The organism is Brevundimonas guildfordensis, from assembly GCF_014836405.1.
Lineage (GTDB): Bacteria > Pseudomonadota > Alphaproteobacteria > Caulobacterales > Caulobacteraceae > Brevundimonas > Brevundimonas guildfordensis.
On the sequence record NZ_JACSQU010000003.1, the window covers coordinates 200,832 to 215,888 of the forward strand.

The 15,057-nt window shown below is 68.2% G+C and carries 15 protein-coding genes; 11 read left to right on the forward strand and 4 right to left on the reverse strand.

Going from position 1 to position 15,057, the window contains the following annotated elements:
• Positions 1 to 37: 37 nt before the first annotated feature.
• The 10 genes from H9656_RS12520 (at position 38) to H9656_RS12565 (ending at position 7,929) form a co-directional block, all read left to right on the forward strand.
• On the forward strand, positions 38 to 649 hold the full coding sequence (locus H9656_RS12520) for a helix-turn-helix domain-containing protein (RefSeq protein ID WP_225212507.1): 612 nt from the start codon (positions 38 to 40) through the stop codon (positions 647 to 649).
• A 59-nt stretch (positions 650 to 708) separates the two neighbouring features.
• Entirely contained in the window at positions 709 to 1,077 is a 369-nt protein-coding gene (locus H9656_RS12525) for a helix-turn-helix domain-containing protein (protein ID WP_191744596.1), read from the forward strand.
• Between the two features lie 60 nt (positions 1,078 to 1,137).
• Positions 1,138 to 1,836, forward strand: coding sequence for a tRNA (adenosine(37)-N6)-threonylcarbamoyltransferase complex dimerization subunit type 1 TsaB (gene tsaB / locus H9656_RS12530; protein ID WP_191744597.1), 699 nt, complete (start codon positions 1,138 to 1,140; stop codon positions 1,834 to 1,836).
• Positions 1,833 to 2,270: a ribosomal protein S18-alanine N-acetyltransferase gene (rimI, locus tag H9656_RS12535; RefSeq protein WP_191744598.1), complete on the forward strand. Its 438-nt coding sequence runs from the start codon at positions 1,833 to 1,835 to the stop codon at positions 2,268 to 2,270. The genes tsaB and rimI overlap by 4 nt, the downstream gene beginning before the upstream one ends.
• A gap of 37 nt (positions 2,271 to 2,307) precedes the next feature.
• Positions 2,308 to 2,778, forward strand: a complete 471-nt coding sequence (locus H9656_RS12540) for a Fur family transcriptional regulator (protein ID WP_191744599.1) — start codon at positions 2,308 to 2,310, stop codon at positions 2,776 to 2,778.
• Positions 2,779 to 2,842: 64 nt separating this feature from the next.
• Complete coding sequence (miaB, locus tag H9656_RS12545) at positions 2,843 to 4,246, forward strand: tRNA (N6-isopentenyl adenosine(37)-C2)-methylthiotransferase MiaB (RefSeq protein WP_191744600.1); 1,404 nt, start codon at positions 2,843 to 2,845, stop codon at positions 4,244 to 4,246.
• 110 nt (positions 4,247 to 4,356) lie between these two features.
• On the forward strand, positions 4,357 to 5,364 hold the full coding sequence (locus tag H9656_RS12550; protein ID WP_191744601.1) for a PhoH family protein: 1,008 nt from the start codon (positions 4,357 to 4,359) through the stop codon (positions 5,362 to 5,364).
• Entirely contained in the window at positions 5,364 to 5,834 is a 471-nt protein-coding gene (gene ybeY, locus H9656_RS12555; RefSeq protein WP_191744602.1) for an rRNA maturation RNase YbeY, read from the forward strand. Before H9656_RS12550 ends, ybeY begins: the two co-directional genes overlap by 1 nt.
• A gap of 32 nt (positions 5,835 to 5,866) precedes the next feature.
• Positions 5,867 to 7,420, forward strand: coding sequence for an apolipoprotein N-acyltransferase (lnt, locus tag H9656_RS12560; protein WP_225212541.1), 1,554 nt, complete (start codon positions 5,867 to 5,869; stop codon positions 7,418 to 7,420).
• Positions 7,421 to 7,512: 92 nt separating this feature from the next.
• Positions 7,513 to 7,929 carry a helix-turn-helix domain-containing protein gene (locus H9656_RS12565; RefSeq protein ID WP_191744829.1) on the forward strand — a complete coding sequence of 139 codons (417 nt, stop codon included), beginning with the start codon at positions 7,513 to 7,515 and terminating at the stop codon, positions 7,927 to 7,929.
• Positions 7,930 to 8,007: 78 nt separating this feature from the next.
• Here H9656_RS12565 and H9656_RS12570 read toward each other — a convergent pair whose 3' ends face one another.
• From H9656_RS12570 to H9656_RS12580, 3 genes are all read right to left on the reverse strand, one after another.
• Positions 8,008 to 8,541 (reverse strand): carboxymuconolactone decarboxylase family protein, encoded by a 534-nt coding sequence (locus tag H9656_RS12570; protein ID WP_191744604.1) that lies wholly within the window; start codon positions 8,539 to 8,541, stop codon positions 8,008 to 8,010.
• A gap of 239 nt (positions 8,542 to 8,780) precedes the next feature.
• Positions 8,781 to 9,335 carry a peroxiredoxin gene (locus H9656_RS12575; protein WP_191744605.1) on the reverse strand — a complete coding sequence of 185 codons (555 nt, stop codon included), beginning with the start codon at positions 9,333 to 9,335 and terminating at the stop codon, positions 8,781 to 8,783.
• A gap of 159 nt (positions 9,336 to 9,494) precedes the next feature.
• Positions 9,495 to 11,018 (reverse strand): catalase, encoded by a 1,524-nt coding sequence (locus tag H9656_RS12580; RefSeq protein ID WP_191744606.1) that lies wholly within the window; start codon positions 11,016 to 11,018, stop codon positions 9,495 to 9,497.
• Between the two features lie 129 nt (positions 11,019 to 11,147).
• Between H9656_RS12580 and H9656_RS12585 the strand changes: the two genes are divergently transcribed.
• The gene (locus tag H9656_RS12585) at positions 11,148 to 12,041 is read left to right on the forward strand and encodes a hydrogen peroxide-inducible genes activator (RefSeq protein ID WP_191744607.1); all 894 of its coding nucleotides are present in this window, start codon (positions 11,148 to 11,150) and stop codon (positions 12,039 to 12,041) included.
• 274 nt (positions 12,042 to 12,315) lie between these two features.
• On the opposite strand, the gene acnA is transcribed toward H9656_RS12585, so the two are convergent.
• Positions 12,316 to 15,021, reverse strand: a complete 2,706-nt coding sequence (gene acnA / locus H9656_RS12590; protein ID WP_191744608.1) for an aconitate hydratase AcnA — start codon at positions 15,019 to 15,021, stop codon at positions 12,316 to 12,318.
• Positions 15,022 to 15,057 lie beyond the last annotated feature (36 nt).

Genomic DNA, 15,057 nt, shown 5'->3' on the forward strand with positions numbered 1-15,057 from the left:
GCTCGCACCCGCCCGCCCTGCGGGGCATGATGGCGTCATGGACGGGATAAGCGAGACATCACAGGCGCGCGCCCTGGGCGAGGCGCTGGCGGCGTTGCGGCGCGACTGCGGCCTGAGCCAGGCGGAGGCGGGCGCCCGGATCGGCATGACCGGCCAGGGCTGGGGCCTCTATGAAGCCGGCAAGCGATCCAGCCTGTTCCGTCCCGATGTTCAGCGGCGTCTGACCGGAGCCCTGAACGCCACGCCCGAGGCTTTGATGCTGCAGGCGCCGGGCGGTGCACAGGTCTCGACTGACCGCCCGAGGACTTCACTTCCAGACAACGCGCCCCCATACGGCCTCTCAGCGCGCGGTCGGGCGTTCGACGGCGCCCCCTCAGACGTGCGACGGATGCGGCTGGAGACCGACGAACTGGCCCCCTGGGCATCGGCGGGCACGGTGCTGGAGTACGCTCTGGGACGTTGGCCGAGACGAGGCCAGGGCTGCATCATCCAGCTTCAGGACGGCCTGCGCAAGGTCCGGCTGTATGACCGCGCCGACGAGGCGGAGATGGTGGTCTTGGGCGCCGGCGCCTTGGATCGATCCGAACGTATCGCGCGATCAGACGTCCAGTCCGTATCAGCGGTCATCAGCCGTCTCGACGACGATTGAAACGAAATAGTTGTATTTCAGGGGCGAACGTGAAACTCTCTAGTTGAAACGGAGGGGTCATGTCGCGTCGCAGTCATCACATCGACCAGGTCGTCGGCATGCGCATCGCCGCGCGGCGGTCGGCCTTGGGTTGGTCTCAGTCGGCTCTCGCACGGGCGCTAGGCGTCAGCTTTCAGCAGGTCCAGAAATATGAGACAGGGGCCAACCGGATCTCCGCGTCCCGCCTGCATGAGGCCGCCGCCGCCATGGGGTGTTCGGTCGCCGATTTCTTTCCCGCGCGCCCGGACGCCGAGGGTTCGGAACCGCTGGTTCATCCGGTCATGGCCAGCGCCGAGGGGCGAAACCTGGCTGAGGCCTTTGTCCGCATCTGCGACGCCGAGGCGCGCCGCGCCCTGACCCGCGTGGCCCAGGCAATGGCCGGCGCCTGATGAGGCTCAGCGGGGCCGAAACGGTCGCATCCGCGCCGATTTCGCATTAGGGACAGGACCATGAAGGTCATGGTCATTGATACGGCGCTGGGCGCCTGCGCCGCCGGGGTGTTCGCGGACGATGCGGCGAGCGCGGTCTTGCGCGCCCTGGGTCTGCGCCGGGAGCTGATGACCAAGGGCCATCAGGAGCGTCTGGGCGGGCTGGCGCGCGATGCGGCGGCCGAGGCAGGGGGCTTTGACGGGCTGGACCGGATCGGCGTGACAGTGGGGCCTGGATCCTTCACCGGGTTGAGGGTCGGACTGGCCTTCGCCCTGGGGCTGGGGGCGGCGCTGGATCGGCCGGTGGTCGGGGTCTCGACGCTGGACGCCCTGGCGGCGTCCGTTCCGGCGCAGGGCCTGGTCGCCGCCGTGATCGACGCCCGCCGGGGCCAGGTCTATGGGCGGCTGTTCCGCGACGGCGCGCCGCTGGGCGAGGCCGAGGCCTGGCCGCTGGAGACGGCGCGCGACCGCATTCTGGCCGAGGCGGGGCAGGGGGGATTTTCGCTGGTCGGCAGCGGAGCGGCGCTGCTGGCCGAGACCTTCTCCGAACTGGCGGGCGCCGAGATGGAACCCCTGGCCGCGCCGAGCGCGGAGGCGCTGGCGCGTCTGACGATGGCCGCTGATCCCGCGACCTCGCCGCCGTCGCCGCTCTATCTTCGCGCGCCGGACGCCACCCCGCCCAGCCGACTGCCGGGCCAGCCGCGTCAGCCCGCCGCGTGAGCGAGGCGACGATCTTTCCCACGGTCGACCCGGCGCATCTGGCCGCCGTTCACGCCGAGGCGTTCGAGACGCCGTGGGACGCGGCGGCGCTGGCCGAGCTGTTGGCCGCGCCGGGCGTGCTCGCGGTGGTCGAGGACGACGGTTTCATCCTGGTCCGCGTCGTGCTCGATGAAGCTGAGATCCTGACCCTGGCGGTGCGTCCGGCGGCGCGGCGCGCGGGGCTGGGCGGCCGTCTGGTCGAGGCGGCGGTGGTGCGCGCCGCCGCCCTGGGGGCCGAGCGGATGTTCCTCGAAGTCGCCGAGGGCAACGCCGCCGCGCGCGCGCTTTACGCCCGCTGCGGCTTCGTCGAGATGGGCCGTCGGCGCGGCTATTATTCGCATGCGGACGGTCGCCGCGAGGACGCGCTGACGCTTGTCCTGAACTTTCCTCGATAGCTTCCATAAGGCGGCGGTACAGCCTATCTTCACCGCCATGGACCGGATCGAAAAACTTTGCGCAGAGCGCGGCATGCGCATGACCGAGCAACGTCGGGTGATCGCCCGCGTCCTGTCGAACGCCGAAGACCATCCCGATGTGGAAGAACTGTATCGCCGCGCCTCGGCGATCGACCCGCACATCTCCATCGCCACCGTCTATCGCACCGTGCGCCTGTTCGAAGAGGCGGGCGTGGTCGAGAAGCACGACTTCGGCGACGGCCGCAGCCGCTATGAAGAGGCCGGCGACGACCACCACGACCACCTGATCGACACCAAGACGGGCGAGGTCATCGAATTCTTCGACGCCGAGATCGAGCGGCTCAAGACCGAGATCGCCAAGCGTCTGGGCTTCGAGCTGGTCGGCCACAAGCTGGAGCTGTACGGCCACGTCATCCCCGGCGCCGAGCCGGTCGAGCGCGAGGGCCTGATCTACAAGCGCCGCCCGCGCGACGAGATCGAAGACTGATCCCGCCTGAGCCTGACCGGGGCGCCCGCTTGCCGTCGCGGGTTTCGGCGATCATAAGCCGGGCATGACCGATACGCTCGACAAGCCCGTCCTGGAGGATGGCGGCGCGCCGGAAGGCGGGGCCGCGCCCAAGCGCCTGTTCATCAAGACCTACGGCTGTCAGATGAACGTCTATGATTCCGAACGCATGGCCGACGTGCTGCGGCCGCTGGGCTATGCGCCGACGGACACGGCGGACGGCGCCGACTTCGTCATCCTGAACACCTGCCACATCCGCGAGAAGGCGGCCGAAAAGGTCTATTCCGAACTCGGCAAGCTGCGCGAGATGAAGGAGCGGCGGGCGGCGGCGGGGCAGGGCGGCATGACCATCGCCGTGGCGGGCTGCGTCGCCCAGGCCGAGGGCGAGGAGATCATGAAGCGCCAGCCGGCGGTCGATCTGGTCGTCGGACCGCAGGCCTATCACCAGCTGCCGGAGCTGCTGACCCGCACGGCGCGGGCGCGCGGCGAGCGCATCGGCGCCGACTTCGCCCCCAATGAAAAGTTCGACGCCCTGCCGGCGACGCGCGGGACCGAAGGGGTCACCGCCTTTCTCACGGTGCAGGAAGGCTGCGACAAGTTCTGCACCTTCTGCGTGGTGCCCTATACGCGCGGCGCCGAATGGTCGCGGCCGGTCGCGGCGGTGTTGGACGAGGCCCGCGCCCTGGCCGATCGGGGGGTGCGCGAAGTCACCCTGCTGGGCCAGAACGTCAACGCCTACGACGGCGAAGGGCCCGACGGAAAGCCGTTCACCCTGGCGCGGCTGGCCTATGCCCTGGCTGAAATTCCGGGACTGGATCGCATTCGCTATACGACCAGCCATCCGAACGACATGTCGGACGACCTGATCGCGGCGCACGGCGATCTGGACGCCCTGATGCCCTATCTGCACCTGCCGGTGCAGGCGGGCTCGGACCGCATTCTGCGCCTGATGAACCGCAAGCATGGGCGTCAGAAATATTTCGACCTGATCGACCGCATCCGCGAAGCGCGGCCGGACATGGCGATGGCGGGTGACTTCATCGTCGGCTTCCCCGGCGAGACGGACCGCGATTTCGAGGACACCATGGATCTGGTGCGGCGGGTGAACTACGCCAGCGCCTTCTCCTTCATGTATTCGCCGCGCCCCGGCACCCCCGCCGCGACGATGGCGGCTCAGGTTCCGGACGCCGTGGCCAAGGAACGGCTGCACGCCCTTCAGGCTCTGCTGACCGAGCAGCAGGTGGCCTTCAACCAGTCGCTGGCCGGGCGAGTCCTGCCGGTGCTGTTCGAGAAGAAGGGCCGCCACGGCGCCCAGGCCATCGGTCGCTCGCCCTATCTGCAATCGGTCCACGTCGACGACGCGGATCAACTGATCGGCCGGATCGTTCCGGTCGAGATCATCAGCGGCCAGCAGAACAGCCTGTCCGGTCGCCTGATCCAGACCAACTGACGGATATCTCTCAACGCATGCGGCGCGAGCGGCGTTAGGGACACTCACAATCCCCCTCAAGCAGGCTCGCACCGCGTGCGAGGCGATAGGGGACCCAAAAAGGAGACCTCATGGCGCGAGAGTCCGAGTTCCTGTCCCTTAGCGATGCGGCGTTGCGCGCCGTCATCGGGCCGCAGAGCCGCCACCTGGCTTTGATCGAGGACGCCTTCAAGGTGCTGGTCGAGACGCCGGGCGGCGGGGTGTCGATCAACGGCTCGACGCGGGACCGGGCGCAGGCGCGCCGCGTCATCGAGGCCCTGTCGAACCGGGCCGAGGCGGGCGCCGAAATTACCGAGGCCGACGTGCGCACCGCGCTCGGCGCCGCCGTCACCCAGCCGCGCGCCGAACCGGCGGGCCGCAGCACGGGACGAAGCGTGCCCGAAGGCGCCGCCCTGCCGGTCGGCCGTCGCGGCGCCATCGCCCCTAAGACGGCGTCGCAGGCGCGCTATCTCGAGATGCTGGGCCGCTGCGAACTGACCTTCGGCGTCGGCCCGGCGGGCACGGGCAAGACCTTCCTGGCGGCGGCCTATGGCGCCTCCCTGCTGAAGCGGGGGCAGGTGGACCGGCTGGTCATCACCCGCCCGGCGGTCGAGGCGGGCGAGAAGCTGGGCTTCCTGCCGGGCGATCTGAACGAGAAGGTCGACCCCTATCTGGCCCCGATCTGGGAGTCGCTGAACGACATCCTGGGCGTCGACGACGTGCGCCGTCGTCGCGAGAAGGGCGAGATCGAGGCCGCCCCCATCGCCTTCATGCGCGGCCGCACGCTGAGCCACGCCTTCATCATCGTCGATGAGGCGCAGAACACCTCGCGGATGCAGATGAAGATGGTGCTGACCCGTCTGGGCGAGGGCGCCCGCATGGTGGTGACGGGCGACCCGTCGCAGGTCGACCTGCTGAACCCGCGCGATTCCGGCCTGGCCCACGCCCTGCGCATCCTGAAGGACGTTGAGGGCGTCGGCGTCCAGCAGTTCAAGTCCGAGGACGTGGTGCGCCACGCCATGGTCGAGCGCATCGTGCGCGCCTATGACAGCGACGCGGCGCGCAGCCGCCCCTTCCCTGACCTTGAGGACGACGCCTGATGATCGAGGTCGAGATCGACAGCGACGGCTGGACGCAGGCCCTGCCCGAGGCGGCGGCGATCGTCGAGCGCGCCGCCGCGGCGGCCCTGGCGACGGTCGAGGGCGATGTCGTGGTGCTGCTGGCCGACGACGCGGCGGTGCAGGATCTTAACGCGCGTTTCCGCGACAAGGACCGGCCGACGAACGTGCTGTCCTTCCCGGCCGCCGAAAGCGCCTTTCCGCATCTGGGCGACGTGGTGCTGGGCTACGCCTATTGCGCGGCGGAGGCGCAGGCGCAGGGAAAATCCCTGTCCGATCATCTGAGCCATCTCGTCGTCCACGGCGTGCTGCACCTGCTGGGCCGCGATCACGAGGACGACGCCGAGGCCGAGGAGATGGAGGCCGAGGAGCGCGAGATCCTGGCCGAACTGGGCGTCGCCGATCCCTATGCCAGCGAGAATGGGGCGGCCGAGCATGAGGGCGCCGCGTGAGCGGGGCGCTGGCCGCCCGCTTCATCTGCGTGATGTACAACCGCTGGGGTCGGATCGCCCTGGCGCTTCTGGCCGGGGCGGGCGCCGCCCTGGTCCATCCGCCGTTCGGCTTCCTGCCGGGACTGCTGGGTTATCCGCTGCTGTTGCTGCTGGCGGATCGGGCCGGGGGGCTGAAGGGCGGCTTCTGGGTCGGCTGGCTGGCGGGTTTCGCCTATTTCTTCATCGGCTGCTGGTGGGTGGCCGAGGCCTTCCTGGTCAACCCGGCCCAGGCGTGGATGGCGCCGTTTGCGGCCAGCCTGCTGCCGGCGGGCATGGGGCTGTTCTGGGGGCTGGCGGCGATGGCCTATCGCTGGTCGAAGCCCAACGGCGTCCAGCGCGTCCTGCTGTTCGCCGCCCTGTTCGCCCTGCTGGAATGGACGCGCGGCCATGTGCTGACCGGCTTTCCGTGGAATCCGGCGGGCGCCGGCTGGGCGGCCGGATCGGCCATGTCGCAGTTCGCCTCGGTCGCCGGGGTCTATGGGCTGGGCCTGATCACGGTGGCGGCGGTCAGCGCCTTCGCGCCGCTGATGGACGCCGGGCCGCGACGCCCGCGTCTGATCGCGGCGGGGCTGGGCGTGCTGACGCTGGCCGGTCTGTTCGCCTTCGGAGCCGTGCGCCTGTCCTCGGCGAAGGTGGTGGAGACGCCGACGCTGGTGCGGCTGGTTCAGGCCGATATTCCGCAGGACTACAAGTGGAGCCCGGAGGCTTATCAGGCGATCCTGGGCCGCTATCTGGAGCTGACCGCGCGCCCGGCCGAGGCGCTCCCCGACGTGGTGATCTGGCCCGAGGGCGCCCTGCCGACCACGGCCAACGACCTGTTCGCCTCGTCCGACGCCCAGGCGGTGGCGGCGGCTCTGCAGACCGGCCAGACGCTTCTGGCGGGCCTGAGCCGAGGCGAGCCTGATCCGAGCGCGGAGACCGGCGCCCGTTACTACAACAGCCTGTTCGCCCTGCATGACGAAGGGGCGGCGGGCCTGCGCATCGGTCCGATCTACGACAAGCATCGGCTGGTGCCGTTCGGCGAGTACCTGCCGCTGGGCGACCTGATGAGCAGGATCGGCGTGCGCAGCCTGGTGCATGTGCCGGCCGACTTCACCGCCGGTCCCGCGCCGGCGCCGATCAGCCTGGTCAACGCCCCGCCGGTGCAGCCGCTGATCTGCTACGAGGCCCTCTATCCCGGCTTCACGCCCGCGACGGCGCAGACGCGCCCGGCGTGGATCGTCAACGTCTCCAACGACGCCTGGTTCGGCAAGACGTCGGGTCCACGCCAGCACCTGAACCTGGCCTCCTATCGGGCGCTGGAGACGGGCCTGCCGGTGGCGCGGGCGACGCCCACGGGCGTCTCGGCGATGATCGACCCGTGGGGCCGGATCGTCGAGGGCAGGCGGCTGGATCCGGGTCAGGCGGGGATCATTGACGTGCGGCTGCCGGAGCCTGCGTCGCCGACGCTCTATGGCCGCTGGGGCGACCTGGGGTTCGCCGTGGGGCTGATCCTCATGCTCACGGCGGGGCGCCGTCGCGCCGGAAACACGGGACTGGCGCGTTAATCTTGACGTGCGGCGCCCCTGAGACGCGAAAACGCATGACAGCGGCCCGCAGCGACGGCATGCCGCTAGGACGAATGGGGAAGGGTCTGGACATGGTCAGGAGTGCGGGGGCGGAGGGCCCCCATCTGGTGGACCGGCATGTGGGTCGGCGCGTGTGCGAGAAGCGTATCGCCCTGGGCTACAACCAGACCGATCTGGGCCAGGCGCTGGGGGTCACCTTCCAGCAGGTGCAGAAGTACGAAAAGGGCGCCAACCGCATCTCGGCGTCCAAGCTGTGGGACATCGCCCGCTTCTTTGGCGTCGAAATCGGCTACTTCTTCGAGGGGCTGGCCACGGCGGTTCAGCCGGGCATGGCGGAGGACGCGGCCGAGCCGTTCGTGCACGACTTCCCCGCCACCCGTCAGACCATCGAGATGGGGCGTCTGGCGCCGCGGCTGTCGGCGCGCCAGCAGAAGCTGGTGGTCGATCTGATGCGCGAGTTGGTGGAACAAGGCGCCGACGCCGACTGAGCTCGTCGGCCGACGACAGGACAAGAAAAAAGGCGCGGATCGCTCCGCGCCTTTCTCTTGTCGGACCGGGACCTTCGATCAGGCGCGCAGCGCCGTCTCCGAGGCGATGATCCGGCTGGCGGCGTGGACCACGGCGCCGATACGCAGGGCGGCCTGGATCTGCACGTTCGGCACGGCGTGCTTGCGCAGTTCGCCCTCGTGGGCGTCGATGCAGGCGCCGCAGCCGTTGATGGCCGACACGGCGGTGGACCACAGCTCGAAGTCCAGCTTGTCGACGCCGGGGTTGCCGATGACGTTCATCCGCAGCTTGGCCGGCAGGGTGGTGTATTCCTGGTTCTTCATCAGGTGCAGCGAACGATAGTAGATGTTGTTCATGCCCATGATGGCGGCGGCGGCCTTGGCGGCGTTCATCGCCTCGGGCGACAGCACCGTCTCGGCCTGGGCCTCGATCAGCTTGACGACGGGGCCGACGCCGATGGCGTGGGCCGAGGCCAGGAAGCAGCCCCACTTCTGCTGGTCGTTCAGCACGGTCTCATTGGCGAGCGAGGACAGGTTCAGCGAGATGTCCTTGCCATAGGCCGGGATCAGGTCGCGAAGGGCGTCGATGGACATTTTCGTGTTCCTTTCAGGAAGCGGCGCTTTGAAAAGCGGCTATCGCTCGCGACGCGGTCGCTCACTTCTTGAGCCGCATGATTAGGATAAGCGCTCAAGCCGCGAGGCTCCGCGAGCCGAGCATAGCGCCCTAAAAACCAACAAAGGCGGCGACAGTCGCCCGCCGCCGCCTCTTTCGAGGGGTGGCCCGGACCCTACTCACGCGGTCCGGGCCTGGTCGTCTCGACCTTGGCCAGTACTTAAGCGGCCAGGGTGTCGCCGCCGACCGGGCGGTTGCAGGCGCACAGTTCGTCGGTCTGCAGGGCGTCGACGACGCGCAGGGTGTCTTCCGGCGAACGGCCGACGTTCAGGTTGGTGACGTAGACGTGCTGGATGACGTTGTGCGGGTCGACGACGAAGGTCGCGCGCAGGGCCACGCCTTCTTCTTCGTCCAGCACGCCCAGGGCGCGGGCCAGCTTGCCGCCGTTGTCGGCGAACTGCCAGATCGGCAGCTTGTTCAGGTCGGCGTGGTCACGACGCCAGGCCAGCTTGGTGAACTCGTTGTCGGTCGAGCCGCCCAGAACCACGGTGTCGCGGTCCTCGAAGTCCTTGCCCAGCTTGGCGAAGGCGGCGATTTCGGTCGGGCAGACGAAGGTGAAGTCCTTCGGGTAGAAGAAGATGACCTTCCACTTGCCCTCGAAGCTGTCCTGGGTGACCGTTTCGAACGCCGAGGCGCCGTTTTCTTCGTGGCTGTTGAAGCCCGGCTTGACGCCGATAATTTTGAAATCAGGCAGTTTTTGACCGACGCCGAGCATCGCGCTTCTCCTAAGAGCTTGGTTGACGAAATGGGTCGGCGGATCGGGGTGAGCGACCCGCCGTGGGTCTCAGATGGGCTCTGGGGCACGCAAAGTCAAATCGATCATTTTGCTATGTTGAATAGATTTGATTTATGGGCGCGGCAGGGCCGATGGAACCTAGCCGGCGCCCTGCAGACGGGCGGCGACCTCCAGGTGCATGGGCAGGGCCGAGGGCTCTTCGCCGGCCCGACGACGGTCTGCTGCGACCGCCGCGCGGACCCCGGCGCCATAGTCGGGATGGACGCGATCGAAGTGGGCGAACTGACGCTCCAGGATGAAGTCCGGCACGCCCTGCATGGCGGCGGCCAGGTTGGCGAACAGGCGGGCCTTCTGATCGGCGTCGAACAGTTCGAACAGGGCGCGCGGCTGGCTGTAGTCGTCGTTGCCCGAGCGGTGATCCCAGCGGTCGGCGTCGCCCGACAGGCGCAGCGGCGGCTCGCGATACTGCGGCGCCTGCGCCGGGCCTGAGAAGGAGTTGGGCTCGTAATAGGCGTCAGGATTGGGGTTGTTCGGCATGAAGTTCATGGCCCCGTCCTTGTGATAGGTGTGCACCGGACAGCGCGGCCGGTTGACCGGCAGGGACTCGTAATGCGCGCCCAGGCGATAACGCTGGGCGTCGGCATAGGCGAAGATCCGACCCTGCAGCATCTTGTCCGGCGAAAAGCCGATGCCGGGCACGATGTTCTTGGGGCTGAAGGCCGCCTGTTCGATCTCGTTGAAATAGTTGTCGGCGTTGCGGTTCAGCTCCATCACCCCGATCTCGATCGGCGGATAGTCGGCGTGCGGCCAGACCTTGGTCAGGTCGAACGGGTTGTAGGGCGTCTTCTCGGCGTCCAGCTCGGGCATGATCTGGACCTGGACGGTCCAGCGCGGGAAGCGGCCGTTCTCGATCGCGCCGAACAGGGCCTCCTGATAGCCTTCGCGGCTCTGACCGATCACGGCTTCGGCCTGGCCGTTGGTGTAGTGGGCGTGGCCCTGCTGGGTCTTGAAGTGGAATTTGACCCAGAACCGCTCCCCCGCCTCGTTCCAGAAGGAATAGGTGTGCGAACCGTAGCCGTTCATGTGCATCGGCGAGATCGGCAGGCCGCGATCCGAGAACAGGGTGGTCAGCTGGTGCAGGCTTTCCGGGCTTTGCGACCAGAAGTCCCACATGGCCGTGGCGCTGCGCAGATTGGTGCGCGGGTGGCGCTTCTGCGTGTGGATGAAGTCCGGAAACTTCAGCGGGTCGCGCACGAAGAAGACCGGCGTATTGTTGCCGACCAGGTCCCAGTTGCCTTCCTCGGTGTAGAACTTCAGCGAGAAGCCGCGCACGTCGCGTTCATGGTCGGCGGCCCCGGCCTCGCCGGCCACGGTCGAGAAGCGCGCCAGCATCGGCGTCACGGCGCCCGGCTGCAGCGCCTTGGCGCGGGTGTACTGCGAAATGTCGCCGGTGATGGTCAGCGTTCCGAAGGCGCCCCAGCCCTTGGCGTGGACGGTGCGCTCGGGGATGCGCTCGCGGTTCTGATGCGCCAGCTTCTCGATCAGCTGATAGTCTTGCAGCAGAACCGGGCCGCGCGGGCCGGCGGTCTGGCTGTTCTGGTTGTCGGCGATCGGGGCGCCGGCCGTGGTGGTCAGGATGGGGGACTTGGGATCCGTCGACATGGGGTCTCCTGCGTAGCGTTGGACCCGAGTAAGCGCCACGATTTGCTATAAGGCCAATCGATTGTTTTTGGCAGATCGATAAAGGTGTCCTATATGTAGGTCTGCCTTTTCCGCTTTCCACGAAGTGCCATGTCCGTTCTGCCCACCCTGCGTCAGCTGCAGTATCTCAAGCTCCTGGCCGAGCACGGCTCCTTCAGCCGCGCCGCGGAGGCCGCCCATGTCAGCCAGCCCGCCCTGTCGTCAGGGGTGCAGGAGCTGGAGCGGATTCTGGGCGCGCCGGTGGTCGAGCGCACGCGCGGGGCGGTGATCCTGACCGCCGTGGGCGCCGAGGCCGTGCGCCGGGCCGAGGACGTGCTGGCCCGCACCGAGGACCTGGTCGAGGCCGCCCAGAACGCCGGCAAGCCCCTGTCCGGCCGGTTCCGGCTGGGGATCATCCCGACGGTGGCGCCCTTCCTGCTGCCGCGGACCCTGCCGGGGCTGAAGACCCTGTATCCGGGCCTGCGCCTGTTTATCCGCGAAGACCTGACGCCGCGCCTGATCGCCGGACTGAAGGCGGGCCAGCTGGACGCCGCTGTGATCGCCCTGCCTTACGACGCCTCCGGGATCGACCACGCCCATATCGGCGACGACGAGATTCTGGCCGCGGCCCCGGTCGATCATCCGCTGGCTGGCGCCGGGCCGATCCCCGAGGGGATGCTGAAGGCCGACGACCTGATCCTGCTGGAGGACGGGCACTGCCTGCGCGACCAGGCCCTGGCGGCGGTCAATATCGAGGCGCCGCGCGGCGAGGACGTCTTCGCCGCCACCTCCCTGCATACGCTGGTGCAGATGGTGTCTTCGGGGCTGGGGGTCAGCTTCCTGCCGCAGATGGCGGTGAAGGCGGGGCTGGCCGACAGTCCGGGCGTCGTCGTGCGCCCCATTTCCGAAGACGCCCCGCGCCGCGAGATCGTCGTCGCCTGGCGCGCCGGCTCCAGCCGCGCGGCCGAGGCGCGCCTGCTGGCCGAGGCGCTGAAGCTGGATTGAGGCGGGCGGCGAGGCGCCGGGGCCGATTGGCTCGCCAGGCCTCCTTCACGCCCGCTCTATCCCTCGCCGTCATCCTCGGGCTTGACCCGAGGATCGGGTTGTCCGCCTGCGAGACGTCGGCAAGGGCGAGCGCGCCGCAGCGCTCGATCCTCGGGTCAAGCCCGAGGATGACGGCAGGAAGAAGGGGGCGGTTGGGCGAGAAAAAAGGCCGGCGGATCGCTCCGCCGGCCTTCATTCTTGTTTGGTCTAACGCGCTTACGCGCTGCTTGAGACCTTACTTCTCGTCGCCGCGCGCCAGGTTGCGCAGGACGTAGGGCATGACGCCGCCGGCCTTGAAGTAGTCCAGCTCCGTCTGGTTATCGATGCGGCAGCGGACCGGGAAGCGGGCCATCTTGCCGTCCGACGGGCGGAACAGCTCGACCCACAGGTCCTGACGCGGCTTCAGCTTGCCGACGTTGGCGTCGGTCAGGCCGCGGATGGTGACGATCTCTTCGCCCGTCAGGCCCAGCTTCTGCCAGCCGTCTTCCTTGAACTGCAGCGGGACGACGCCCATGCCGACCAGGTTCGAACGGTGGATGCGCTCATAGCTTTCGGCGATGACGGCGCGGACGCCCAGCAGGCGGGTGCCCTTGGCCGCCCAGTCGCGCGACGAGCCGGTGCCGTATTCCTTGCCGGCGAAGACCACCAGCGGACGGCCTTCCGACTGATAGCGCATGGCCGCATCGTAGATCGACATCGTGTCTTCCGAGGGGAAGTGCTTGGTGACGCCGCCCTCGATGTCGGGGGTGATGCGGTTGCGGATGCGGATGTTGGCGAAGGTGCCGCGCATCATGACTTCGTGGTTGCCGCGGCGGGCGCCGTAGCTGTTGAAGTCCAGGGCGTCGACGCCGTGGTTGGTCAGGTACTGACCCGCCGGCGAGGCCTTCTTGATCGAACCGGCCGGAGAGATGTGGTCGGTGGTGATCGAGTCGCCGAAGATGCCCAGGATGCGCGCCTCGACGATGTCGCTGACCGGGGCCGGCTCCATCGACAGGCCCTCGAAGTAGGGCGGGTTCTGGACGTAGGTGGAGGTGTCTTCCCACTCATAGGTCTGGCCGCCGGTGACCTTGATGGCCTGCCAGTGCTCGTCGCCCTTGAAGACGTCGGCGTAGCGCTTGGCGAACATCTTGGGCGTGACGGACTTGCGCTGGATGTCGGCGACTTCTTGCGCGGTCGGCCACACGTCCTTCAGGAAGACGTCGTTGCCCTTCTTGTCCTGGCCGATCGGCTCCTTGGTGATGTCGATGCGCATCGAACCGGCGATGGCGTAGGCCACGACCAGCGGCGGCGAGGCCAGGTAGTTGGCCTGGACGTCCGGGTTCACGCGGCCTTCGAAGTTGCGGTTGCCCGACAGCACCGAGGTGGCGACCAGGGCGTTGTCGTTGATCGCCTTGGAGACGGCCGGATCCAGCGGGCCCGAGTTGCCGATGCAGGTGGTGCAGCCGTAGCCGACCAGGTTGAAGCCCAGGGCGTCCAGATCCTTCTGCAGGCCGGCGTCGGACAGGTAGTCGGTGACGACCTGCGAACCCGGGGCCAGCGAGGTCTTGACCCACGGCTTGGCCTTCAGGCCCAGGGCGTGCGCCTTGCGCGCCACCAGACCGGCGGCGATCAGCACGCTCGGGTTGGAGGTGTTGGTGCAGGAGGTGATGGCGGCGATAACGACGTCGCCGTCGCCCAGGTCGAACTTTTCACCCTCGACGGCGACGCGGGCGGCGTCGGTCGGGCGCGAGAAGACCTCGCCCAGGGCCGTTTCGAAGGCCGGGGCGGCGGTGGTCAGCTCGACGCGGTCCTGCGGACGCTTGGGACCGGCCAGCGACGGCACGACCGTCGAGATGTCCAGCTCCAGTACGTCGGTGAAGATCGGGTCTTCCGAGGTTTCGTCGATCCACAGGCCTTGCGCCTTGGCGTAGGCTTCGACCAGGGCGACGCGCGCCTTCTCGCGGCCGGTGGCCGTCAGATAGTCGATGGTGGCCTGCGACACGGGGAAGAAGCCGCAGGTGGCGCCGTATTCCGGGGCCATGTTGGCGATGGTGGCCTGGTCTTCGATGGTCATGCCGGCGATGGCGGGACCGAAGAATTCCACGAACTTGCCGACCACGCCCTTCTTGCGCAGCATCTGGGTGACGGTCAGCACCAGGTCGGTGGCCGTCGCGCCTTCCGGCAGCTTGCCGGTCAGCTTGAAGCCGACGACTTCGGGGATCAGCATCGGGATCGGCTGGCCCAGCATGGCGGCTTCGGCCTCGATGCCGCCGACGCCCCAGCCCAGAACGGCCAGGCCGTTGATCATGGTGGTGTGGCTGTCGGTGCCGACCACGGTGTCGGGATAGGCGACGGTCTTGCGGCCTTCCTCGGCGGTCCAGACGGTCTGGGCCAGGTGCTCCAGGTTGACCTGGTGGCAGATGCCGGTGCCGGGCGGCACGACGCGGAAGTTGTTGAAGGCCGACGAGCCCCAGCGCAGGAAGTTGTAGCGCTCGATGTTGCGCTCATACTCGCGCTCGACGTTCTGGCCGAAAGCCTTGGAGTCGCCGAAGTGGTCGACCATGACCGAGTGGTCGATGACCAGATCGACCGGGACCAGCGGGTTGATCTTCTTGGCGTCGGCGCCGAGCTTGTCCATCGCGTCGCGCATGGCGGCCAGGTCGACCACGGCCGGAACGCCGGTGAAGTCCTGCATCAGCACGCGGGCCGGACGGAAGGCGATCTCGTGCTCGACGGCGCCCTTGTTCTCGATCCAGGCGGCGACGGCCTTCAGGTCGTCCTCGGTGACGGAGACGCCGTCTTCGTTGCGCAGCAGGTTCTCCAGCAGCACCTTCATCGAGCGCGGCAGGCGGGAAATCCCGGCCAGACCGGCTTCCTCGGCGGCGGGAAGGCTGTAATAGGCGTATTTCTTGCGCCCGACCGCGAGGTCCTGGCGGGTTTTGAGGCTGTCGATCGACGGCATGGAGATGAGTCCTCTGACAAACGCCGCCCGACAATT